This is a genomic window from Arthrobacter sp. 4R501, from assembly GCF_002929755.1.
GTDB lineage: Bacteria > Actinomycetota > Actinomycetes > Actinomycetales > Micrococcaceae > Arthrobacter.
In genome coordinates this window covers 134,384-155,768 of record NZ_PJIW01000010.1, presented here as the reverse complement: position 1 = coordinate 155,768, position 21,385 = coordinate 134,384, and the positions used below count along the sequence as shown (strand labels likewise).

Below are 21,385 nucleotides of genomic sequence, written 5' to 3'. Positions count from 1 at the left end.
TCCGGGCCCTTGGCTGCGGGAAGGTCCGGGGCGCGGTGCGCTTCTGGTCCTGAGGGCTCAGGAACCTGCTTTGTAGCCGACACCACGAACCGTCAATACAACTTCGGGAGCTTCCGGATCCCGTTCAATTTTTGACCGGAGGCGCTGGACGTGGACGTTGACCAGCCGGGTGTCCGCCGCGTGGCGGTAGCCCCAGACCTGTTCCAGCAGCAGCTCGCGGGTGAACACCTGCCATGGCTTCCGCGCCAGGGCTACGAGGAGGTCAAACTCCAGGGGCGTGAGGGAAATCCGCTCATCGGCACGCTTCACGGTGTGGCCGGCCACATCGATGGTGATGTCAGCGATCCGCAGCGTTTCAGGCGCCTTCTGGTCGCCGGGCCGCAAGCGGGCACGCACGCGTGCCACGAGTTCGGCGGGTTTGAACGGCTTGGGTACGTAGTCGTCTGCGCCGGACTCCAGGCCGCGGACGACGTCGGACGTATCCGACTTGGCCGTGAGCATGACGATGGGCACGTCCGATTCGGAGCGGATCTGCCGGCAGACCTCGATGCCGTCCACGCCGGGCAGCATCAGGTCAAGCAGCACGAGGTCAGGCTTCGATGAACGGAAAATATCCAGCGCCTGGCTGCCATCGGCGCAAAAGACCGGCTCAAAGCCGTCGTTGCGCAGAACAATCCCAATCATTTCGGCCAGCGCTTCGTCATCGTCAACTACCAGAATGCGTGCCTTCATAGTTATATATTCCCTTATTGAACAGGGTTTGTCCTGTTGAACGGCCTTACGGCATGGCGCCACGCTATGACGCCCGACGCCGGAACTATAGGCTGGCAACACGCGGACAGTCCCGCACGGGGGAAGGAACAGGGTGCCACACCAGGATCCGAACATGCAGCAGCCGCATCCTGCCGGCGAGGCTGGGAAGGGCCAGCCGTCAGGGAACCAGCCTCCATGGGGCCCGCCGCCCGGCCCGGCACAGCAGCCCTGGGGCGGCCAACCCGTGTGGGGCGGCCAACCCGTGTGGGGCAGCCAACCCGTGTGGGGCAGCCAACCCGTGTGGGGCGGCCAGCCGGTGTGGGGCGCTCCTCCGGGTGGCCCGCCGGCTTGGGGCACTCCGCCGCACAATCCCTACGGCGGTCCGCCGCCGTACCAGCAGCCGCGTTATGTTGCCCCGCCCAAACCCGGCATCGTTCCCCTGCGGCCACTGATGTTCGGCGAGATCCTGGATGGCTCCTTCCAGGCGATCAGGCGCAACGCCAAAGCCATGCTGGGCGCCGCGCTGCTGGCGCAGACGCTCGCCGCAGTGCTCACGGCAGTTCTCAGTTCATTTTCCGCCACGTCCGCGGCGTCACTTGAAGCCTGGGCGGCGGGCCTGACGGAGCAGGACCTGGTCCCGCTGGTGGTGACGTTCGCGTCCGGGATCCTGCTCGTCTCGGTGCTCACCGTTTTTCTGTCCGCGGTGCTTCAGGGCGCCATGGTGGTTCCGGTCGCCAGGTCCGTCCTCAACCGCCCCACCGGCTTCACGCAGATGTGGTCCCTGGCGCGGTCCCGCGCTGGTGCCCTGATCCGCCTTGCGGCCCTGCTGGTGGGCGGCGGGCTCCTCGTTGCGCTGCTGTTTGTGGCGCTGGCAGTGCTGCTGGTCAGCACCGTCGGCGGAGTGGGGGCCCTGATCCTCATCCCGCTGGGGCTGGTGTGCTTTGTGCTGTACGTATGGGTCTATATCAAGCTTATGGTGGCCCCTGCCGCCGTTGTAGTGGAGGAACTCGGTGCGATGGCCGGCATCCGGCGCTCCTGGGAACTGACACGCAGCAATTGGTGGCGGCTCCTGGGCATCACGCTGGTGGTGGGCATCATGGTGGGGGTCATCGCCCAGGTCGTCACGATTCCCGTCACACTGCTCACCGGCTTTTACACCGGCGTGGTCTCACCCCACGGCGGTTCCGAGCAGGCCATGACGGCGGCCGTGGTGGCGGGCGTTGCCACCGCGGTCGTTACCGCAGTGGTCGCCGCAGCGGGTTTTGCCTTCCAGACCTCCGTGATGGCGCTGCTCTACCTCGACCTCAGGATGCGCCGGGACGGACTGGATATCGCCCTGCTCCGGCTGCTGGAATCCGGAGCAGATCCCGACGGCGTCCCGGGCCGAGGCGTTCCGGTCTACCGGGCGGGACCCGGCCAAAATCCGCGGCCGCCCTACGGGGCAGCGCCCGGCGGGGCATGGCCGGATGGCCGCTGAACCACCGGTCCTGCCTGGCCGCGATGAGGCCCGCCGCTGGGCCGAAGAAGAACTTGCCAAGCCGGAATACCGTGACGCGGCCCCCGGCTGGCTGGACAGTGTGTGGGCGGACATCCTGGACTGGCTGCGGTCCCTGGACGGCGGCTCCGGCCCGGACACCACCGTGGCGGCGCCGTGGATCGGTGTGGCGACCGCCGTGCTGATCGGCGCCGCGGTCGTCCTGGCCCGCCCGCGCCTCAACGCGAAGGCCAAGCGTGCCGGAGACGTGTTCGACGTCGGCACAACAGTCAGTGCCGAGGCCTACCGCGGGCGCGCGGCGGCCGCTGCCGCAGCCGGCAACTGGAGTGCCGCCGCCGTGGACTGTTTCCGCGCGCTGGTGCGCACAGCCGAGGACAGAACACTTTTCGACGCGCGGCCGGGCCGGACCGCGGACGAGGTGGCGCACGAACTGGCCACACCGTTTCCGTCAGAGGCCGGCCGCCTGACGGAAGCCGCGCGAACTTTCGACGGGATCCGCTACGGAAATGAGTCCGCAGGCCAGGCTGACTATGCCGCGGTGCGCGAACTGGACATTGCCCTGCAGTCCCTCACACCGGCGAGCGCCGCCCTGCCCGCTGAACGTAACGAACCGGCGGTTCCGCGATGACGCAGGGTCCCACGATGCAGACCCCATCGCCGGATCTTCTGACGCCCAAGCTTCCGACCTCGGGTGCAGCGGAGGCGCAGCCGGGTTCCTCCCCGGCACTCCGATCCGGGTCCGGGTCCAGCGCCGGCTCCGTTTCCGGTGCCCGTGCCTGGCTCCGGCGGCACCGCGGCGGGGCAGCGATCGGCGTGGCGGCCGCCGTCGGACTGGCGGTGATTATTTCCACCCAACTCGCGCCAAAGGGCGATTCCCTGCCCTTATCCGTGCATAACGCCGGGCCGGGCGGCGCCAGGGCAGTCAGCGAGATACTGGGCCGCCACGGTGTCGAGGTCCAGGATGTTGAATCCTTTGACTCCGCCACGGCAGCGCTCGCGGGCCGGCCGGGTGCCACCCTCCTCCTGTACGACCGGAGCGGATTCCTGGACCAATCCCGGCTGGACGAGCTGACCGCACGTGCGGGACGTGTAGTGATGGTGACTCCGCGGCTGGGCACGCTGAAGGCCCTCGATACCGGCATCAGCCAGGCCGGTGTGGTGCCTGAGTCAACGGCGCTCCTGGAACCGGGCTGCGATCTCACCGATCCCGCGGCGGCAGGTGCTGTCTCCGGAACCGGCGGATTCCTGTACGACGGCGGCACGGTGTGCTTCAGCCCGCCCGGAAGCACCGCCGGGCTGCTTGCCCGCACGGATGACGGAGGCCTGACCGTCCTGGGCAGCACCGCCCTCCTCAACAACGGCGGGCTTGCCGGCCACGGCCATGCCGCACTGGCCCTGCGGACGCTGGGCGGCTCAGAGGTCGTTGTCTGGTACCTGCCCGGACTGGGCGACGCGGCCGCTGCGGAGTCAACGCAGACACTTGATGACCTCGCCCCTGACTGGGTGGCATTCCTGGGGCCCTGGCTGGTCTTTGTGGCCGTGCTGGCCATTGTGTGGCGCGGGCGCCGCCTCGGCCCGCTCGTGTTTGAACCACTCCCCGTGGTGGTCAAGGCCGTGGAGACCGCAGAAGGCCGCGCACGCCTTTATCAGGATTCCCACGCACTGGACCGGGCACGGGACAACCTTCGGGCCGGCACCCTGGTTCGCCTGGCACAAGCCCTACGAGTCGGATCCCAGGCCACTGCCGACGACGTGGTGCAGGCAGTGGCCCGGCACCTGGGCCGGCCGGAAATAGATATCAGCGGACTGATCCAGGAACGCCCCGGTACCGCAACCAGGCTGGTGCAATGGTCACAGGAACTGGACAAACTAGAGAACGAGGTCAGGACCCGATGAACGAACCGTACGGCGCCCCGCAGATCATGGATTCCTCCCCTCGGACGCTGGATCCCGCCCGGCAGGCGCTCCTGGATGTCCGCCACGAGGTTGCCAAAGCCGTGGTGGGCCAGGACGCCACCGTCACGGGACTCCTTATCGCGCTGCTTTCCCAGGGGCACGTTCTCCTCGAGGGCGTGCCCGGTGTGGCCAAGACACTCCTGGTCCGCGCCCTTTCCGCCGCGCTGAGCCTTGACACCAAACGCGTACAGTTCACCCCTGACCTGATGCCCGGCGACATCACCGGTTCCCTGGTCTATGACTCGCACACCTCGGAATTCAGTTTCCGCGAGGGGCCGGTCTTCACCAACATCCTGCTGGCCGACGAAATCAACCGGACGCCCCCGAAGACGCAGGCTTCCCTGTTGGAGGCCATGGAAGAGCGGCAGGTCTCGGTGGATGGGGTGTCCAGGCCGCTGCCGGCGAACTTCCTGGTGGCGGCAACCCAGAACCCCGTGGAATATGAGGGAACCTATCCCCTGCCCGAAGCCCAGCTGGACCGGTTCCTGCTCAAGCTCACCATGCCGCTGCCCAGCCGGACTGACGAGGTGGAAGTGATCCGGCGGCACGCGGCCGGCTTCAATCCCCGGGATCTTGCTGCCGCCGGTGTCCGGGCGGTGGCCGGCGCCGAGGACCTCGAACGGGCGCGGCAGGCCGTGGCCACCGTTGCCGTCGAACGGGAAATCATCGGCTACATCGTGGACCTGGTGCGCGCCACCCGGCAGGCGCCGTCGTTCCAGCTGGGCGTCTCGCCCCGCGGTGCGACTGCACTGCTTAATACGGCCCGCGCCTGGGCCTGGCTGTCGGGCCGCAGCTTCGTCACCCCGGACGATGTCAAGGCACTGGCGCTGCCGTGCCTGCGCCACCGGGTGGCCCTGCAGCCCGATGCCCAGATGGACGGGGTCCGCGTGGACGATGTCCTGGGCAGCATCCTGGCGTCCGTCCCGGTCCCCCGCTGATTCGCTTGAACATGGCACTCTCCGGACGGTTCGTCGTGCTGGCACTGCTGGGCCTGGTGCCGGTGCTGCTGTTTCCTGGCGGGGGAACGGTCCTGGGCGTGGTCGTGGCACTCGCTGCTCTCCTGGGCCTGGACCTTGGCCTCGCCGCTTCCGCGCGGGCTATCATCGTCACGCGCGCCGAGCCCGGCAACGTGACGCTGCACGGCACGGCCGCTTCGGTCCTCACGCTGCGCAACAGTGGCCGGCGACGCTTGCGCGCCACTGTTCGAGACGCGTGGCAGCCATCCGCCGGGGCTGTGAATCCGGTCCAGGACCTGGACATCCCCGCCCTGGAAAGCCACCGGATGACCGTCCGGTTACAGCCGGTCCGCCGTGGCGACGTGGGCGTCCGGCACGTCACTGTGCGCTCCCATGGACCCCTGCGGCTCGCGGCACGCCAACGCACGTTAGACTGCACCGGCCTCCTGCGGGTCCTGCCGCCGTTCCATTCCCGCAGGCACCTCCCCTCGAAGCTCCGGAAACTCCGCGAACTCGACGGCAAGGCCGCCGTGCAGATCCGGGGTGCCGGCACCGAATTCGACTCGCTGCGTGACTACGTCCGCGGGGACGACGTCCGGTCCATCGACTGGCGCGCAACCGCCCGCCGGTCCGCCGTCGTCGTCCGCACCTGGCGCCCTGAACGCGACCGGCGCGTGGTGATCATGCTGGATACGTCCCGCACGTCAGCGGCGAGGATCGAGGACGAACCAAGACTGGATACCGGCATCGAAGCTGCGCTCCTGCTGGCGGTCCTGGCCGAGCGTGGCGGTGACCGGGTGGACTTCCTGGCCTACGACCGACGTCCGCGGGCAAGGGCCGGTTCCGCCACCACCGGAAACCTCCTGGGGCAGCTGGTGCAAGCGATGGCGCCCCTCGAGGCGGAACTGATTGAGCTTGACTGGTCCAGCCTCCCCGGCCAGATCCGGGCGGTCTCCGCCCACCGGTCCCTGGTGGTGCTGCTGACCTCGTTGGACGGCGGGGCACCGGAGGAAGGTCTCATTCCCGTGGCCGCGCAGCTCGCGCAGGCGCACGTTGTGGTGGTGGCCGCCGTCCGTGATCCCATGCTGGGGCGGATGCTGCGGGAGCGTGAGAACGCCGCCGGCGTGTTCCGGGCGGCAGCGGCCGAACGCGTACTGCTGGAACGGGCGGCGGTCAGCGCCGAACTCCGGCACCACGGGGTGGAAGTGGTGGATGCGGAGCCACACCAACTGCCGCCGCAGCTTGCCGACATGTACATCCGGCTCAAGGCGGCCGGTAGATTGTGAATTACGGCAGCGCCGCTGACGTTACCGGCCAGGAGGTCACCATGAACGTCCCTATCTACCGGCAGGCCCTGGGCGAGGACTTCCACCGGCTGCAGCCTGAGCTGCAGGAGTACTTTTCCCTGGCTCCCGGCTCGGGGCACTACGGCGTCGGCGAGGGTGTGTTCGACGTTGTGGGCTGCCGGCAGGCGTGGCTGCGGCCGCTGCTCAAGCTGACCTCCGGGGAGGAGGCGTTTTTCCCGGATTACGGGGAAGGCATCCCCTTCCGGATTGAAAACCATGCCCACCAGGATCCGTTCGGCCGCTCCAGCCTCACTGCCCGGCGGGAAATCCGTTTTCCCGGGCACGTGCGGATATTCCAGGACACCACCAGCCTCGTGGATTCCGACGGCGGCCCGCGGCTGGTGGACTACCTGGGCCGTTTCCGGCGCATGGTGACCGACCTCAAGCTCAGCGTGACGGAGGAGGGTAGGCTGCGCGGCGTTTCCGAAGCGTCGCGGCTGTTCCTGGGCCCCCTCCGCCTGCCGCTGCCGGCCACGGTGGATGCCAGGGCTTACGCCGAGCAGTGGTGGGACGGCGCCGCAGGCGAGCACGGACAGCATCGGATCCAGGTCAAGGTCATCCAGCCGCAGATCGGTCTGGTCCTGGTCTATGCGGGCGGCTTTGACTACCGCCTGCGTCCCTACATCGGCGGCAGTTCGGCGCAGAGTTTCCTGCCCCGCTACGCCCAGCCGGACCGTTGGGAAAACCGGACGTAGAAGTCTTGCCCTTAGGTCCGCCCAGCGATGGGTCCACTCAGCCGTGTGCGCGCTGGTTCAGGCCGTCGGCAACCTGGGTGAGCCGGCCCAGCACCGCTGTGGCGGTGACCGGCGTGTGGCCGGCAAGTCCCGCCGCGGGGGTGACCCGGATACTGCCCAGGGACGACGCCGGCAGCCCCAGCTCGTGCCATGGCCGCCAGACGGACTCCACGACGTCGGCCACCCTGGGCAGCGTGCCACGGCTAACGTCCAGGGCGCCGGCCCAGATCCGCTTGCCTGCCTCCACTGCCGTGGCCAACTGCTCCCACTGCCGTGTGGTCAGGGCCCTCAGCGGTACGGCCACGCCGTCGGCGCCGGCGGCAATGATCCGGTCGATGGGGGCCTCAATTTCAGGCACGGAGACAACGATTTCGGCGGCACCCGCGGCGCGCAGCGCCTCGACCACCACCTGCCAGGTCTCGGTGACCTCCTGGCCACCCACCGCCCGCAGCGTGCGGTAACCGCTCGACGTCGGAATAGTGCCGGCCAGTACGGCGGCGATATCAGGCTCGTCGACCTGGACCACCAGCCGCGCGCCCGGAACCGCGCTGGAAATCCGGGACAGGTAGCCGCCAACCCCTGCGGCCAGCGAGTCGGCAATGTCCCGGCGTGCGCCGTAATCGATCAGCGCCCGTTCGCCGTTGTGCAGGTGCAGCCCCGCGGCAAGACTCAGCGGTCCCAGCAGCTGGACCTTGAGTTCGGGGGCGCGGGTGTCCTCGGCACCGGCAACGTCAGCCAGGACGTTGATGTCGGTGGACAGTGCCGACGCGGCCCGGCGGAAATCCTTGCCGGGACGGTCCACCAGCCGCCAGCCGTACGGCTGGACATCCACGGCCATTTCAACCAGGAGTGCGGCCGTCCGCCCCAGGGCGTCCGAGCCGACGCCGCGGTCCGGAAGTTCTGCCAGGAACGGCAGGTGCGGGCTGCCGAGCTCGCCGCGGATAATGCGGGCAGCCTCCACGGGGTCCTCTCCCGGCCAGGGCCCAAGCCCGGTGGCTGTTACTTCCACTCTGCAGCGGCCTGGTGGTCCTCGGCGATGGCTTCATGATGGCGGATGACCTCGCCGATGATGAAATTCAGGAACTTCTCCGCAAACGCGGGATCGAGGTGTGCATCCTCTGCCAGCCGCCGGAGTCGAGCGATCTGGGCCGATTCCCGGCTCGGATCGCCGGCCGGGAGCCGGTGCGCGGCCTTGAGGAAGCCGACTTTCTGGGTGGCCTTGAACCGTTCGGCCAGGAGGTACACCAGCGTCGCATCGATGTTGTCGATGCTGGAGCGAATGGACAGCAGTTCCGCCATCACCGAGTTGTCCACCTGGCCTGCCAGCGAACTCGCGGCGGCATCGTAGGTGTCGGTGTCGGGAACATCGTGGTTTTGCTGCGTCATGGTCCAAGTCTATGGGCAGCCGCGGAAAACCTTCCGGTGTTAAGCGGCGGACGGACACCCCGCCTGGTGGGGCGGGATGTCCGTCTGATTGGTGCCGCGACTGTGTTGTCGCCGGGGTGCCTACTGGGCCAGCAGCGCCCGGTGCGCTTCCCGGCGTCGGGCCTGTTCGTCCGGATCAGGGACCGGCAGGGAGGCAATCAGCCGTTTGGTGTAGTCGTGCTGCGGCGCGCCCATCACTTGGCTGCCGATGCCCTGCTCCACCAGCTTGCCCTTGTACAGGACGCCCACCCACTGGGACAGGATGTCCACCACCGCGAGGTCGTGGCTGATGAACAGTGCTGCGAACCCGAACTCGGCCTGGATTTCCTTGAAGAGTTCCAGGACTTTCGCCTGCACCGAAACGTCCAGGGCGGACGTCGGCTCGTCAGCGATCAGCAGCCGTGGGTTCAGGATCAGTGCGCGCGCCAGCGACGCCCGCTGGCGCTGCCCGCCGGACAGCTCGTGCGGGTACCGCTGGGCGTACGACGCCGGCAGCTGCACTGATTCAAGCAGTTCAGCAACGCGTTTGCGCGCCTGCGCCGGGCTCGGGTTGGTGTGGATGATCATGGGCTCCGCTACGCAGTCGCCGATGGTCAGCTGGGGGTTGAAGGACGCAGCCGGATCCTGGAACACAAAGCCAATATCCTTCCGGAGGGGCTTGAACGTCCGCTCCTTAAGGTTCAGCATCTCGTAGCCGAGTACCTTCAGGCTGCCGCCCGTGGTCCGGTTCAGGCCCGCGATGGCCCGGCCGATGGTGGTTTTCCCTGATCCGGATTCGCCCACCAGTCCAAAGACTTCGCCCTGGGACACGGTGAAGCTGACCCCGTCCACGGCCTTGAAGGCCGGAGTTCCCAGCCTGCCGGGGTACTCGATGGTCAGGTTGGTTGCCTCCACCAGCACGGGCGAACCCTGGTGGGCGCGTTCCCGCAGGCCCTCCGACGCCGAGTTCCGGCCCAGGTGGGGCACGGCGGCCAGCAGCTTCTTGGTGTAGTCCTGCTTGGGTTCGGCGAACAGCACGCGCACCGGCGCTTCCTCCACCACATCACCCTGGTACATCACCACCACGCGGTCCGCGAGGTCGGCCACCACGCCCATGTTGTGGGTGATCAGCACGATCGATGTGCCGTACTTGTCCCGGAGGTCCCGGAGCAGCTCCAGGATTTCGGCCTGGACGGTGACATCCAGGGCTGTGGTGGGTTCATCCGCCACAATCAGTCCCGGGTTCAGGGCCAGCGCGGCGGCGATCACCACGCGCTGCTTCTGGCCGCCGGAGAACTGGTGCGGGTAGTAGTTGACCCGATGCTCCGGATCCGGGATCCCCACTTTGCGCAGCGCCTCAATGGCACGGGCCTTGGCGTCCTTGGCCGAGACCCGCTTCCCGCCGGGACCGCCGGCATGGGCACGGATGCCCTCAGCAATCTGCCAGCCCACGGTGAACACCGGGTTCAGGGCCGTGGAGGGCTCCTGGAACACCATGGCCACATCGCGGCCGCGGATCTGCCTCAGCTTCGCGGCGCTGACGCTGATCACGTTGTTCCCGTTGATCAGGACGGCGCCCCCGCTGGTGGCAGTCTCCGGAAGCAGCCCGAGAATGGTTTTCGCGGTCACCGTCTTGCCGGAGCCGGACTCGCCGACGATGGCCAGGACCTCGCCGGAGCGGACGTCCAGGCTTACATCCTTGACGGCGTAGACGTCTCCGCTGTCGGTGGCGAAGGTGACTTTGAGGTGGTCGATCTCCAGGACGGGCTGGTCCGCCGGCCTGGACTGGTCAGATACCGAACCAATATTGATGGTCAAGATGCTCTCACTTCCGCTGCAATGGCGGCGTTCGCGGCGGCGGTTGGTGATCCCGGACCGCCCTTGCCGCCTGCAGCCTTGCGCCCGCGCAGCCGCGGATCGTTCAGGTCATTGATGCTTTCGCCCACGAGGGTGAGGCCAACCACCGTCAGGACGATGGCGATGCCGGGGAACACACCCGTCCACCAAATGCCGGAAGAGGCATCGGCCATCGCCTTGTTCAGGTCAAAGCCCCATTCAGCGGCGGAACTTGGCTCGATACCGAAGCCAAGGAAGCCCAGGCCTGCCAGGGTGAGGATGGCTTCGGAGGCGTTCAGCGTGAAGATCAGAGGCAGGGTCCGGGTTGCGTTGGAGAAGATGTGCCTGCTGATAATCCTGGCGCTTGAGGCGCCAACAACCTGGGCGGATTCCACAAACGGTTCAGCCTTGAGCCGGATGGTTTCAGCACGGATCACCCGGAAGTACTGGGGTACAAACACTGCCGTGATGGCAAACCCGCAGGCGAGAATTCCGCCCCAAAAGCCAGACTGTCCCTTATTGATGGCAATCGACATCACGATAGCAACGAGGAGTGTCGGGAAGGCGTAAATCGCGTCAGCAATCACCACCAGCACCCGGTCCAGCCAGCCGCCGAAGTAGCCACTCACTAGTCCGAGGAACACTCCCAGGAAGATGGACATCAACACGGCAGCAACTATCACCGCCATGGCTGTCTGCGATCCCCAGATCATCCGGGACAGCACATCGTATCCGCCCACGGTTGTTCCCATCAGATGCTTGCCACCGGGTTCGGCCTGCGCCGGGAACGAACCGGCGTCATCGGAAATCTGGGAATACCCGTAGGGCGCCAGCACCGGCGCAAATATCGCGGCCATGACAAAGACAGCGCAAAGGACGACGCCGATGAGCAGCATGGTCCGTTGCAGGCCAACGCTTTGGCGGATGTGGGACGAGACCGGAAGCCGGTCCAGCAAGGACTTCTTTTTCGGTTCCAAAACTGTGGTACCCATCAGTACCTCACTCGCGGATCAATCAGGGCGGCGGCAATATCCACCACGAAATTGGTGATCGCCACAATGACGGCCAGCAGCATCACGATGCCCTGGACAGCCACAAAGTCACGCGCGGTAAGGTACTGCGCCAGCTGATAGCCGAGGCCCTTCCACTCGAAGGTGGTTTCGGTCAGCACCGCACCGCCGAGCAGCAGGGCAATCTGCAATCCCATCACCGTGATGATGGGGATCAGCGCAGGCTTGTAGGCATGCTTGGTCACCAGCCGGTATTCACTGACACCTCGGGAGCGGCCTGCCTCAACATAGTCCCTGCCCAGCGTGCCGATCACGTTGGTACGGACCAGACGGAGGAAGACGCCCGCGGTCAGTAGGCCCAGCGCGACGGCCGGCAGGACTGCGTGGTGGACGATGTCGCCAAAGGCTGCCAGATTGCCGCTGCGAAGGGCGTCCAGCCAGTAGACGCCGGTGGGCGCTGCCAGCCGGCCCATCGCTAATTCCGTTGTCGTGGATGCACGGCCGGCCACGGGGAACCAACCCAGTCCTACAGAAAACGTCAGCTTCAGCAGCAGGCCGGCAAAGAAGACAGGGGTGGCATAGCAAAGGATGGCGAACATGCGCAGGACAGCGTCCGGAACCTTATCGCGTTTGTGGGCGGCGAACATACCCAGCGGTATTCCCACGAGCAACGCCACTATCACGGCGTTGATGCTCAGTTCCAGGGTGGCTGCACCAAATTTCGCGAGCATCTCGATGACGGGCCGGCCATCTGAAATAGTCCGGCCGAAGTTTCCGGTGGCGATGTGGCCAAGGTACTCGATGTATTGGATGAACAGGTTCCGGTCATAGCCGGCCTGGTGAACCAAGGCGTCGATTTGTTCCTGCGGGAGGCGCCCGCCCTGGGCTGCGGTAATGGGATCGCCGGTGATCCGCATGAGGAAGAAAACGAGGGTGACGAGGATGAAGATCGTCGGGAAGATCAGCAGGAAGCGAATCAGGATATACCTCCCGAGGCCACCTCCCGCGGATTTGGATATGGGGGCCGCCACCGTTGGCGGCGGCGCATCTATCAAAGTGGCCATGCTGAACCTGCTTGGTCTGGAAATCGAAAATGTGGAGCTAACGCGTAGGAGGCAGGACCGGCCGGCCCCACCCCCTACGCAGGTATTTAGCTGTTACTTGGAAACGGTGCCGAGCCGGAACTTGAACGACGCGTCAAGTGTCGAATCCACGCCCTTCACCTTGGTCCCCGAAACGGCAACCTGGGCGCCCTGCAGCAACGGCAGGGTGGAGATGTCCTTGGCCAGAAGGTTCTGGACCTCCTGTATGGTCTTCTCGCGCTCTGCCTTGTCAGCCGTGACGAGCTGCTTGGCGATCAGCGATTCGACCTCAGGGTTGGTGTAGTGGTTGTTCATGAAGCCACCGCCCACGAAGAAGGGTGTCAGGTAGTTGTCCGCGTCGCTGAAGTCCGGGAACCAGCCCAGTTGGAAGACGGGGTAGCTGTCTTTTTTCGACGCCGAGTTATACGTGACCCACTCGGTGGACTGAAGGTCCACGGTGAACAGACCGCTCTTCTCCAACTGGTCCTTGACCATGGCGTATTCGTCACCGGATGACTTGCCATAGTGGTCAGGGTTGTACTGCAGTTTGATCGTCACCGGGCCGGTGATGCCGGCGTCGGACATGACCTTCTTGGCCTTGTCCAGGCTGGGTTTGCCGGAGCCATCCCCATAGGCCTGCTTGAACGATTCGTTGGCCCCCACGAAACCGGACGGGACGTTGGACCACATAGGCAGGTACGTGCCCTTGTAGACCTGGTCCGAAATGGCCTGGCGGTCGATGAGGTTGGCAGCGGCCTGCCGGACGGCAAGCGCCTTCTTCGGGTCCGCTTCGGGAGCCTTGGCTCCGTACGGCATGGTGTCGTAGTTGAAGACGATGTACCTCATCTCGCCGCCGGGTCCGACATGGACCGTGACGTTGGAGTCCTTCTTGAGGTCATCGATGTCCGTGGCGCTCAGGCTGCGGTTGGCAACGTCGATCTGCCCGCCCTTGACCTCCAACTTCATGTTGGTCTGGTCGGTGTAGTACTTGATGGTGGCCCCTGCGTTGGCGGGCTTGCCAAGCACTCCCTTGTAGTCCGGCCAAGCCTTCAGGCTGACCAACGTGTTCTTGTTGTAGGAGTCGATGATGTACTGGCCGTGGAAGGCATTGGCCTTGACAATTTCCTCGTCGCTGAGGAGCTTGTCTGCCGGGAAGACTTCATCGTCAACAATCGGGGCGGCCGGGCTGGTCAGAATCTGCGGGAACGTCTGGTCGTTGGCATTCTTCAGTGTGAAAACCACGGTACTGGCATCAGGTGTGGCAATGGAATCGATGTTGGACAACAGCGAAGCCGGCCCGTTGGGATCGTTGATGGCAGTCTGGCGATCAAAGGAGAACTTGACGTCTTTGGAATCCAGCACGTGCCCGTTGGCCCATTTGAGGTCACTCTTGAGTTTGACGGTGAATTCGGTGGGCTTGGTGAAGGAGGACGATTCGGCCAGGTCCGGCACGGGGTCGGCACCACCGGGCTTGGAGTTCAACAAGAAGGAGTAGATCTGGTTCATCACCATGAACGAACCGTTGTCGTACGAGCCCGCGGGGTCCAGTGCGGTGACCTTGTCTGTTGTGCCGTACGCAATGACGCTGCTGGCATTCTCCGATGCTGTGCTTCCACCGCCGCCGCCACCCGAGGGGCCCGTGCAGGCCGTCAATGCGAAGGCGGAAACGCCTGCGAGCGCAATTGCGCTGCGCAAGGCTTTAGTGCTCTTGGTCATCTGTGAACTTTCTGTTCGATGAGTACGCGCTCGCCGCCCGCAAATGGGTGTCTTGGCTTGAGCGGGCAGCGCGCTGTCCTGATGCCTAGATTCAACCAGACGCCGGACTCATCAACCGGCTTTTTTGTGAGTTGAGACACAAAATTTACCTGACCAGGGTAAATTTGCTCCGCCTCAGAGCTCCGCGCGCTGCAACGACCGGGCAGCGTCGATGGTGGCCTGGCCCAGGACGCGGCTGCCCTGGTAGAGGACCACTGTCTGGCCGGGTGCCACACCGCGCAGCGGATCGGTCAACGTGACCAGCAGCTGGGGTGCACCCTCGCCGGGCAGCATTCGTGCAGTTGCCGGCACAGGGTCCCCGTGGGCGCGGACCTGGGCATAGCAGTCAAACTCGGCGCCCGTTTCGATTTCCGCGATGGGCAGGCCGGCCCACGAGACCTTGATGCCGCGGATCTCGTCAATGGCCAGCAGTGCCTGGGGCCCCACCACTACCTTGTTTTCCTTGGGCCGGATCTCCAGGACGAACCTGGGCTTGCCGTCCGCTGCGGGTGTGCCGAGCTTCAGACCGCGGCGCTGTCCCACGGTGAACGCGTTGGCTCCCGGGTGCTCCCCCACCTTCGTACCGGTCTCGTCCACAATGTCGCCGGTGGTCATGTCAATCTTTTCGGCGAGCCAGCCGGCGGTGTCGCCGTCGGGAATGAAACAGATGTCATGGCTGTCGGGCTTGTTGGCCACTGACAGTCCACGGCGCTCGGCCTCGGCCCGCACCTCAGCCTTGGAGGGCGTGTCAGCCAGCGGGAACATGGAGTGCTTGAGCTGCTCGTGCGTCAGGACACCCAGGACGTAGCTCTGGTCCTTGGCCCAGTCCGCGGCCCGGTGAAGTTCGGGGTTGCCGTCGGCGTCCTTGATGACCTTGGCGTAATGCCCGGTGCAGACGGCGTCAAAGCCCAGGGCGATGGCCTTCTCCAGCAGGGCGGCAAACTTAATCCGCTCGTTGCAGCGCATGCAGGGATTGGGGGTCCGCCCGGCAGCATACTCATCGATGAAGTCCTGGACCACGTCTTCCTTGAAGCGCTCCGAGAAATCCCAGACGTAATACGGAATGCCCAGCACATCGCAGGCACGCCACGCATCGCGCGAGTCCTCGATGGTGCAGCAGCCGCGGCTGCCCGTCCGCAGGGTGCCGGGCATCCTGGACAGCGCAAGGTGAACGCCGACGACGTCGTGCCCGGCCTCAACGGCACGTGCTGCGGCAACGGCGGAGTCGACTCCACCGCTCATGGCTGCTAGAACTCGCATGCTGGCTTTCTTTAGGGTTCGGGGGATGCCGGCAGAGGGCGGCTGCCGTTCAACCGGCGGCCGCAGGAATAGCACAATGCCTGCCGCACCAGTCTATCGCCACGCCGAATCCTCCCCAAAAGACCCTTGACCCAGCGGACCTTCACTTCTAAAGTCAGAATCAACGGTTTTAGACTTCGAGCACACACCGGCGGGAATCGGGCGGACATGGCTGAGGACATTGCTACTGCGGGGGACATTGTGATTGCCGGCGGCGGCCTGGCCGGGGCCACCGCGGCCAAGACGCTGCGGGCGGAAGGGTTCAAAGGCCGGGTGACCATCATCGGCGCAGAGCGCCATCCTCCGTACCTGCGGCCGCCGCTGTCCAAGGAGTATCTGCTGGGCAAGGCCGCCGAGGACGCCGTCCCGGTGGTGCCGCCAGGCTGGTACGCGGAGAACGACGTCGGACTCCGCCTGGGTGCCCGCGTCACGGGCATCCGGCCGGACGCCAGGACGGTGGAGCTGGACGACGGCAGCACGCTGGCATACGGTTCCCTGCTGCTCGCCACCGGGGCGGCGCCCCGCACCCTCCGCCTGCCCGGAAGCGACCTGGCCGGCGTCTCCACCTTCCGCACCCTGGACGACAGCCGTCGGTTGCGCAGCAGTCTGGCGGTGGGCGGCAGAAACGTGGTGATGATCGGCTCCGGCTGGATCGGCATGGAACTGGCTGCGGCTGCCGCCACGTACGGCAACAACGTCACGCTCCTCGGACTGGAAGAGATCCCCCTGGCCGGGGCCATCGGCCCTGACCTCGGGCGGTTCTTCCGCAGACTCCACGAAGCCAACGGCGTAAGCTTCCGGCTTCCCGCCTCGGCACGGGAAATCACCGGCCACGGCGGCGCTGTCACCGGGGTGGTCACCGATTCCGGAGAGGCGCTCCCTGCGGACATCGTGGTCATCGCCGTCGGCGTGGTTCCCGAGACGGGCATCGCGCAGGCGGCCGGCCTGGCCCTGGACAACGGGATCCTCACGGACGCGTCCCTGCGGACCAGCGCGCCCGGCATTTTTGCCGCCGGCGACATCGCCAACGCCTTGCACCCCTTCACCGGCCAGCACCACCGCAGCGAGCACTGGTCCAATGCCCTGAACGGCGGAAAGGTGGCCGCCAGGGCAATGCTCGGCCAGGATGCAGTCCTGAGCACCATCCCCTACTTCTACACCGATCAGTACGACGTCAGCATGGAGTACTCGGGCTTCCCGGCCCTGGCGACGGGCGCTGAGCCGGCGATCCGGGGGTCACTGGAGGGCAAGGAGTTCATCGCGTTCTGGCAGCAGGATTCCAGGGTGGTGGCCGGGATGAGCGTCAACTGGCCGCGGAAGCCACAACCCGGCGCGCAGAAGACCATCAAGGCCCTCATCTCGGCCAGGACCCGAGTCACAGCGGAGCGCCTGGCCGACAACTCCGTTGGGCTCGATCAGCTCCTGCCGGAGGACGCCTGACGCGCTACCGTTCCCGCCGTCTGGATCGAGGATTCATGCCCGGCCATCCCTGCTTGGCGGGCGCGTTGGTACGCGCCGGGGAGGGCTGCCAGCAAGGCATCCACGTCCGCGTCGGTTGAGGCATGTCCCAGCGTGAAGCGCTGGGCGCCGCGGGCTGTCTCCTCGTCCAGCCCCATGGCCAGCAGCACGTGGGACGGGCGCGGGACACCGGCCGTACAGGCGGATCCCGTGGAGGATTCCACCCCCACCAGGTCCAGCAGGAACAGCAGCGAATCACCCTCGCAGCCAGGGAACGTGAAATGCGCGTTGCCGGGCAGCCGCCCCTCCCCCGGGGCGCCGCGGAGCACAGCTTCGGGCACCCGCTCCAGTACGCCGTCGATGAGCCTGTCCCGCAGGGCCGCGATCCTCGCGGACTCCGCGGCAAGCTGTGCGGTGGCGGCTTCTGCGGCCGCAGCGAAGGCGGCGATGGACGCCGTGTCCAGCGTCCCGGACCGGACATCGCGTTCCTGGCCGCCACCGTGCTGCACCGGGGTCAGCTTGACGGCCCGCCCCAACAGGAGGGCACCGACTCCCACCGGTCCGCCGATCTTGTGCCCGGAAACGGACATGGCGTCCAGTCCAGAGGCCTTGAAATCCACCGGCAGCGAGCCGAATGCCTGCACGGCGTCCGAATGAACCGGCACCCCGGCGGCGTGCGCCAGCTCCACAATCCTGTGCACCGGCTGGATGGTGCCCACCTCATTGTTGGCCCACATAACCGCCACGAGCGCAATAGTTCCAGGGTCCCGGGCCAGCTCGGCGGAGAGGACGTCCAGGTCCACCACGCCGTCGCCGTCCACCGGAAGCCATGTGACAGCGGCACCCTCATGCCGCTCCAGCCATTCCACCGTGTCCAGCACGGCATGATGCTCGACGGCGGAGCAAAGGATGCGCCGCCGGGCCGGGTCCTCGCCGGAACGGGCCCAGTACAGGCCCTTGACTGCGAGGTTGTCCGACTCAGTGCCCCCGGACGTAAAGATGACCTCGGAGGGATGGGCGCCGGCCGCCGTCGCGATGGCTTCCCTGGCGTCCTCCACGGAGCGGCGGGCACGGCGGCCCGAGCCGTGCAGGGACGAGGGATTGCCGGTGCGGGACAGTTCCCGGGTAAGGGCTGCCAGCGCCTCGGCAGAAAGGGGCGTGGTGGCTGCATGATCGAGGTAGACGGGCACGCCTCAATTCTAGCGGCGCCCAGGGCGGCGCCCCCGCGCCCCTGGCTGATCGGGCCTCAGGGCGGGGTGATCCTGGCACAACACTGGCCAGGCTCGCTGTTCGGCGCTATGCGTTCCTCCGGCTCCCCGCATGCCGCAGCCGCGCCCCGCAGAAATGACCCGTTCATGGCGCAGACCACGTCCGGATGCCCGTCCGAGAGCCGGTGGAACGGGCAGTTAACAAGCGTCAAGCCGCCCTCGCCGTCCGGGCTGGGCTCGTAGCCCTCCCCCGCGATGAAGACCTCCAGGCTTACAGCGCCGGAGGCAAGGGCCTGGCCCTTGCGGTACGAGGTGGCGAGCAGCGAATCGCCCACCGCGGTACCGGTCGCTGTGGAATGCTCGATGGCCGCGGCGAGCAGTTCGCCGGCGAGATCGTAGTTGCGGTCAGGCACGGAGGCGCCGATCTCGCTCGTTGCCTGCCGATACATCTTCGCCGGCCGCCCGGAGCCAGGACCTGACTTCCCGGACGCCTTGTGGAATTCCACCGCCAGGAGTCCGTCCTGGACCAGCCTGTCGAGGTGGAAGGACGCCGTGCTTCTTGGCAGCCCGAGGGCCAGCGCCGCTTCATCGCGCCCGATTGCGGCATCCGAGGCAGCGATCAGCTCAAACAGCTGCCGACGCTTCTCGTCGCCCAATGAAGCGACTGCCGCCATGCGGCGGCCCCACGGAAGTCTGCGCACACTGTGCCCCTCACTCTAAAAACAACATCAACTTGCTTAATGGTGCCGATCTTTCTAAAATAACAATACCTACTTTTAGAAAGATTCCACCATGACAACCAACGCAAAAATCAACGCAGCCGGCCGGCTTCAGGCTATGGCACCGGACAGGCAGGCCTTCTTCCTGCTGCGCACGGTGTTCATCGTCGCACCGATTCTCTTCGGGCTGGACAAGTTCACCAACATCCTGACCGACTGGACCATCTACCTCGCGCCGGTGGCCACCTCGGTGGTGCCGGTCTCGGCGCAGACCTTTATGTACATCGTCGGCGCCGTGGAGATCATCGCCGGCATTGCGGTGGCGGTCCGTCCCCGGTTCGGTTCCCTGCTGGTGGCCGTCTGGCTGTTGGGCATCATCATCAACCTGCTGGTCCTGGGCAGCTTCTACGACGTGGCGTTGCGGGACTTCGGCCTGCTCGTGGGTGCGCTCGCCCTGAACCGCCTGTCCCTGCCGGGTCCTGGCGCCGGCACGGTAAGTAACCGGCACGGCTAATTCGACGGCGGGACCAGCAAGAGGCGTTCTGCGACGTCGGCCCGGGCGGCTGCCAGTGTGGCGTCATCCGGGCAGGCCACGGAAATGTAGACCGATGATGCGGCGGTACCGAACACCCTGGCCATAACGGCTGTGGACCTGACGCCCGGTTGGCCCGGTTTCTCCAGCACCATCACCTCGGCCGATGGCCCCGGCTTGCCAACATCACCGCCCCACCGCAGCGTCGCGGTCTTCAGATAACCGGGCAGGATAGTCGGATCCAGGTACGTGAAGAGGCCAATGGTTGACTCTTTGTCGTCCTGGCGTGCCAGCGGGACCTGGTTGGTGCGGACCTTGGCCGCCACCAGGCATCCATCAGCCATCAAATACTGGCTCTCGCCGGCCACGTTCTCCTTGACCTGCTGCCAGCCGGGCACTTCCTTCAGTCCGTCCGAGATCCCCACGGGGACCCCGGCGGCCAGGGAACCGCCAGCGGAGAACGGCATGTCCTTTGCTGCCACCGCTTCTGCGTCATGGCCAGGGGTAATGGTAGGGGTGGCCAGTGCGGTGACGGTTGGCTCCACTTTCGGGGCGGCCGGATCGGGCACGTCAACACTGCAGCCTCCCAGTACTGTCACGCCAAGCAGCGCCCACGCCACGAGTACAGCCGCCTGTGCCTTCACGTCCACCCCAATATGTTCGCCCGGACGGCCAGCCTGCCGTCATCCTCAAAGAGTCTAGACGCCGGGCCGCGGGAACCACCGAGGCCTGCGCAGACGTTGTGTGGACAGGCCGTAAACTGGGGCCCACCGGGCTGCCTGCCGTGGACTGGCCAGACGAAGAAAAAGGATGAGTGCTTGACCGAGAGCAGCAGCTCCTACTACGAGGTGCTCCGTGTCGCCGTGACGGCCACCGACAAGGAGATCAAGGTGGCCTACCGCCGGGCCGCGCGAAAGGCCCATCCTGACCATGGCGGGGACGCCGCTGCTTTCCGGCAGGTGACGGCAGCATACGAAACCCTGATAGACCCGACGCGCCGGAAGGCCTACGACCGCTCGTATGCCGCAGGAACATCCCGCAACACCGACGATTCCGCCGCGGGGCCGCACTTTGACGCGCCGGCGGCAGGAAGCCATGCATCGGCAACCGTGCACAGGACCACCACGCCCCGGAATACCGCGGGCGATCCGCCCCTGTACGTCCCGGCCTACGATGCTGCGGCCTCCGAGGCGTCCGGCATGGTGCCGCTCATCCCGTTCGCCCAGGCCAGCCAGCAGGTCCACGGGATGCCGCGCAAACGGGGCATTTTTGGCGCCGAAGCCCGAATCCAGCGCGAACTGCGCACGGTGCAGCTCATCACCCGCCAGGTTCTGCCCGCCATTCCTGCGGCCCGGCTGGTCAACGGCCTGCAGTCCCCGGCCGATAACAGCCACATCGACCACGCACTCCTGTCCGGCTACCGGCTGGCGCTGATCGGTTCCATGCTGCTGCCAAAGGGCGCCTACGCCTGGGACGGGCAAACCCTGAGGCACGGCGGACGTTCCATCGCGCCGCCGCAACTGGCCCACGTTGTCCGGGCCATGCAGGACATCTTCCCGGAACTGAACGTCACCGGCTGGACAGTCATCCACAGCGCCGACGGCAACCTCCACGAACCCGTCATCGACCGCCACCGGCGAACAGCCGGCACGTCCGAGACCATCCAGGTGGTGAACGCGGCGGGCCTGGTCCGCGGCCTCAAGCACTTCCTCTCCTCCGGCCCCACACCCAACACCGTCAATGTGTCCGTGCTGGCCAGGCTGCTTCGCGGCATGCACTGAACCGTTGCATGCGCTGGGAAGCGGGCACTGAACCGTTGACCCGGATTGGTTGACTAGGATT

20 protein-coding genes are annotated in these 21,385 nt (G+C 66.3%); 9 read left to right on the top strand and 11 right to left on the bottom strand.

The features are described 5' to 3' along the window. Positions 1 to 57: 57 nt before the first annotated feature. The gene (gene mtrA, locus CXR02_RS12055; RefSeq protein ID WP_056343773.1) at positions 58 to 732 is read right to left on the bottom strand and encodes an MtrAB system response regulator MtrA; all 675 of its coding nucleotides are present in this window, start codon (positions 730 to 732) and stop codon (positions 58 to 60) included. A gap of 154 nt (positions 733 to 886) precedes the next feature. Between mtrA and CXR02_RS12045 the strand changes: the two genes are divergently transcribed. The 6 genes from CXR02_RS12045 to CXR02_RS12020 are packed head-to-tail and all read left to right on the top strand — an operon-like array spanning position 887 to position 7,201. Next, entirely contained in the window at positions 887 to 2,230 is a 1,344-nt protein-coding gene (locus CXR02_RS12045) for a hypothetical protein (RefSeq protein ID WP_258060921.1), read from the top strand. Further along, positions 2,220 to 2,876: a DUF4129 domain-containing protein gene (locus tag CXR02_RS12040; protein WP_104062199.1), complete on the top strand. Its 657-nt coding sequence runs from the start codon at positions 2,220 to 2,222 to the stop codon at positions 2,874 to 2,876. The genes CXR02_RS12045 and CXR02_RS12040 overlap by 11 nt, the downstream gene beginning before the upstream one ends. Positions 2,877 to 2,890: 14 nt before the next feature. Continuing rightward, positions 2,891 to 4,144, top strand: coding sequence for a DUF4350 domain-containing protein (locus CXR02_RS12035; protein ID WP_104062231.1), 1,254 nt, complete (start codon positions 2,891 to 2,893; stop codon positions 4,142 to 4,144). Next, positions 4,141 to 5,142: a MoxR family ATPase gene (locus CXR02_RS12030; protein ID WP_104062198.1), complete on the top strand. Its 1,002-nt coding sequence runs from the start codon at positions 4,141 to 4,143 to the stop codon at positions 5,140 to 5,142. Before CXR02_RS12035 ends, CXR02_RS12030 begins: the two co-directional genes overlap by 4 nt. A gap of 11 nt (positions 5,143 to 5,153) precedes the next feature. Further along, the gene (locus tag CXR02_RS12025; protein ID WP_104062197.1) at positions 5,154 to 6,446 is read left to right on the top strand and encodes a DUF58 domain-containing protein; all 1,293 of its coding nucleotides are present in this window, start codon (positions 5,154 to 5,156) and stop codon (positions 6,444 to 6,446) included. Between the two features lie 41 nt (positions 6,447 to 6,487). Continuing rightward, positions 6,488 to 7,201, top strand: a complete 714-nt coding sequence (locus CXR02_RS12020; protein ID WP_104062230.1) for a DUF4166 domain-containing protein — start codon at positions 6,488 to 6,490, stop codon at positions 7,199 to 7,201. Positions 7,202 to 7,238: 37 nt separating this feature from the next. Here CXR02_RS12020 and CXR02_RS12015 read toward each other — a convergent pair whose 3' ends face one another. The 7 genes from CXR02_RS12015 to mnmA all read right to left on the bottom strand — a co-directional run bounded on the left by CXR02_RS12015 (position 7,239) and on the right by mnmA (position 15,587). Further along, positions 7,239 to 8,249, bottom strand: coding sequence for a hypothetical protein (locus CXR02_RS12015; protein WP_104062196.1), 1,011 nt, complete (start codon positions 8,247 to 8,249; stop codon positions 7,239 to 7,241). Beyond that, positions 8,240 to 8,626, bottom strand: coding sequence for a chorismate mutase (locus tag CXR02_RS12010; protein WP_104062195.1), 387 nt, complete (start codon positions 8,624 to 8,626; stop codon positions 8,240 to 8,242). The genes CXR02_RS12015 and CXR02_RS12010 overlap by 10 nt, the downstream gene beginning before the upstream one ends. Positions 8,627 to 8,746: 120 nt before the next feature. After that, on the bottom strand, positions 8,747 to 10,462 hold the full coding sequence (locus CXR02_RS12005) for an ABC transporter ATP-binding protein (RefSeq protein ID WP_104062194.1): 1,716 nt from the start codon (positions 10,460 to 10,462) through the stop codon (positions 8,747 to 8,749). Next, positions 10,459 to 11,472 (bottom strand): ABC transporter permease, encoded by a 1,014-nt coding sequence (locus CXR02_RS12000; RefSeq protein ID WP_104062193.1) that lies wholly within the window; start codon positions 11,470 to 11,472, stop codon positions 10,459 to 10,461. The genes CXR02_RS12005 and CXR02_RS12000 overlap by 4 nt, the downstream gene beginning before the upstream one ends. Beyond that, a complete protein-coding gene (locus CXR02_RS11995) occupies positions 11,472 to 12,554 on the bottom strand; it encodes an ABC transporter permease (protein ID WP_104062192.1) in 1,083 nt (360 codons plus the stop codon). Before CXR02_RS11995 ends, CXR02_RS12000 begins: the two co-directional genes overlap by 1 nt. A gap of 93 nt (positions 12,555 to 12,647) precedes the next feature. Beyond that, positions 12,648 to 14,288 carry an ABC transporter substrate-binding protein gene (locus CXR02_RS11990; protein WP_104062191.1) on the bottom strand — a complete coding sequence of 547 codons (1,641 nt, stop codon included), beginning with the start codon at positions 14,286 to 14,288 and terminating at the stop codon, positions 12,648 to 12,650. A gap of 174 nt (positions 14,289 to 14,462) precedes the next feature. Then, positions 14,463 to 15,587 carry a tRNA 2-thiouridine(34) synthase MnmA gene (gene mnmA / locus CXR02_RS11985; protein WP_083510467.1) on the bottom strand — a complete coding sequence of 375 codons (1,125 nt, stop codon included), beginning with the start codon at positions 15,585 to 15,587 and terminating at the stop codon, positions 14,463 to 14,465. 207 nt (positions 15,588 to 15,794) lie between these two features. Here mnmA and CXR02_RS11980 point away from each other — a divergent pair, with 207 nt between their 5' ends. After that, positions 15,795 to 17,066: an NAD(P)/FAD-dependent oxidoreductase gene (locus CXR02_RS11980; RefSeq protein ID WP_104062190.1), complete on the top strand. Its 1,272-nt coding sequence runs from the start codon at positions 15,795 to 15,797 to the stop codon at positions 17,064 to 17,066. Here the strand turns inward: CXR02_RS11980 and CXR02_RS11975 are convergent. Further along, positions 17,042 to 18,274, bottom strand: a complete 1,233-nt coding sequence (locus CXR02_RS11975; RefSeq protein ID WP_104062189.1) for a cysteine desulfurase family protein — start codon at positions 18,272 to 18,274, stop codon at positions 17,042 to 17,044. The two genes, CXR02_RS11980 and CXR02_RS11975, sit on opposite strands and share 25 nt — an antisense overlap. Positions 18,275 to 18,330: 56 nt before the next feature. Further along, the gene (locus CXR02_RS11970) at positions 18,331 to 18,993 is read right to left on the bottom strand and encodes a metalloregulator ArsR/SmtB family transcription factor (RefSeq protein WP_181037206.1); all 663 of its coding nucleotides are present in this window, start codon (positions 18,991 to 18,993) and stop codon (positions 18,331 to 18,333) included. A gap of 91 nt (positions 18,994 to 19,084) precedes the next feature. Here CXR02_RS11970 and CXR02_RS11965 point away from each other — a divergent pair, with 91 nt between their 5' ends. Next, positions 19,085 to 19,525 carry a hypothetical protein gene (locus tag CXR02_RS11965; RefSeq protein WP_104062187.1) on the top strand — a complete coding sequence of 147 codons (441 nt, stop codon included), beginning with the start codon at positions 19,085 to 19,087 and terminating at the stop codon, positions 19,523 to 19,525. Here CXR02_RS11965 and CXR02_RS11960 read toward each other — a convergent pair. Beyond that, a complete protein-coding gene (locus CXR02_RS11960) occupies positions 19,522 to 20,193 on the bottom strand; it encodes a hypothetical protein (RefSeq protein ID WP_258060920.1) in 672 nt (223 codons plus the stop codon). The genes CXR02_RS11965 and CXR02_RS11960 overlap by 4 nt on opposite strands. Positions 20,194 to 20,361: 168 nt before the next feature. Between CXR02_RS11960 and CXR02_RS11955 the strand changes: the two genes are divergently transcribed. Beyond that, entirely contained in the window at positions 20,362 to 21,324 is a 963-nt protein-coding gene (locus CXR02_RS11955) for a J domain-containing protein (protein ID WP_104062186.1), read from the top strand. Positions 21,325 to 21,385: the final 61 nt, after the last annotated feature.

Bases quoted from the DNA above. Each gene is read 5' to 3' on its own strand.
- mtrA (WP_056343773.1), bottom strand. From the start codon at position 732: ATGAAGGCACGCATTCTGGTAGTTGACGATGACGAAGCGCTGGCCGAA.
- CXR02_RS12045 (WP_258060921.1), top strand. From the start codon at position 887: ATGCAGCAGCCGCATCCTGCCGGCGAGGCTGGGAAGGGCCAGCCGTCA.
- CXR02_RS12040 (WP_104062199.1), top strand. From the start codon at position 2,220: ATGGCCGCTGAACCACCGGTCCTGCCTGGCCGCGATGAGGCCCGCCGC.
- CXR02_RS12035 (WP_104062231.1), top strand. From the start codon at position 2,891: ATGCAGACCCCATCGCCGGATCTTCTGACGCCCAAGCTTCCGACCTCG.
- CXR02_RS12030 (WP_104062198.1), top strand. From the start codon at position 4,141: ATGAACGAACCGTACGGCGCCCCGCAGATCATGGATTCCTCCCCTCGG.
- CXR02_RS12025 (WP_104062197.1), top strand. From the start codon at position 5,154: ATGGCACTCTCCGGACGGTTCGTCGTGCTGGCACTGCTGGGCCTGGTG.
- CXR02_RS12020 (WP_104062230.1), top strand. From the start codon at position 6,488: ATGAACGTCCCTATCTACCGGCAGGCCCTGGGCGAGGACTTCCACCGG.
- CXR02_RS12010 (WP_104062195.1), bottom strand. From the start codon at position 8,626: ATGACGCAGCAAAACCACGATGTTCCCGACACCGACACCTACGATGCC.
- CXR02_RS12000 (WP_104062193.1), bottom strand. From the start codon at position 11,472: ATGGGTACCACAGTTTTGGAACCGAAAAAGAAGTCCTTGCTGGACCGG.
- CXR02_RS11995 (WP_104062192.1), bottom strand. From the start codon at position 12,554: ATGGCCACTTTGATAGATGCGCCGCCGCCAACGGTGGCGGCCCCCATA.
- CXR02_RS11990 (WP_104062191.1), bottom strand. From the start codon at position 14,288: ATGACCAAGAGCACTAAAGCCTTGCGCAGCGCAATTGCGCTCGCAGGC.
- mnmA (WP_083510467.1), bottom strand. From the start codon at position 15,587: ATGCGAGTTCTAGCAGCCATGAGCGGTGGAGTCGACTCCGCCGTTGCC.
- CXR02_RS11980 (WP_104062190.1), top strand. From the start codon at position 15,795: ATGGCTGAGGACATTGCTACTGCGGGGGACATTGTGATTGCCGGCGGC.
- CXR02_RS11965 (WP_104062187.1), top strand. From the start codon at position 19,085: ATGACAACCAACGCAAAAATCAACGCAGCCGGCCGGCTTCAGGCTATG.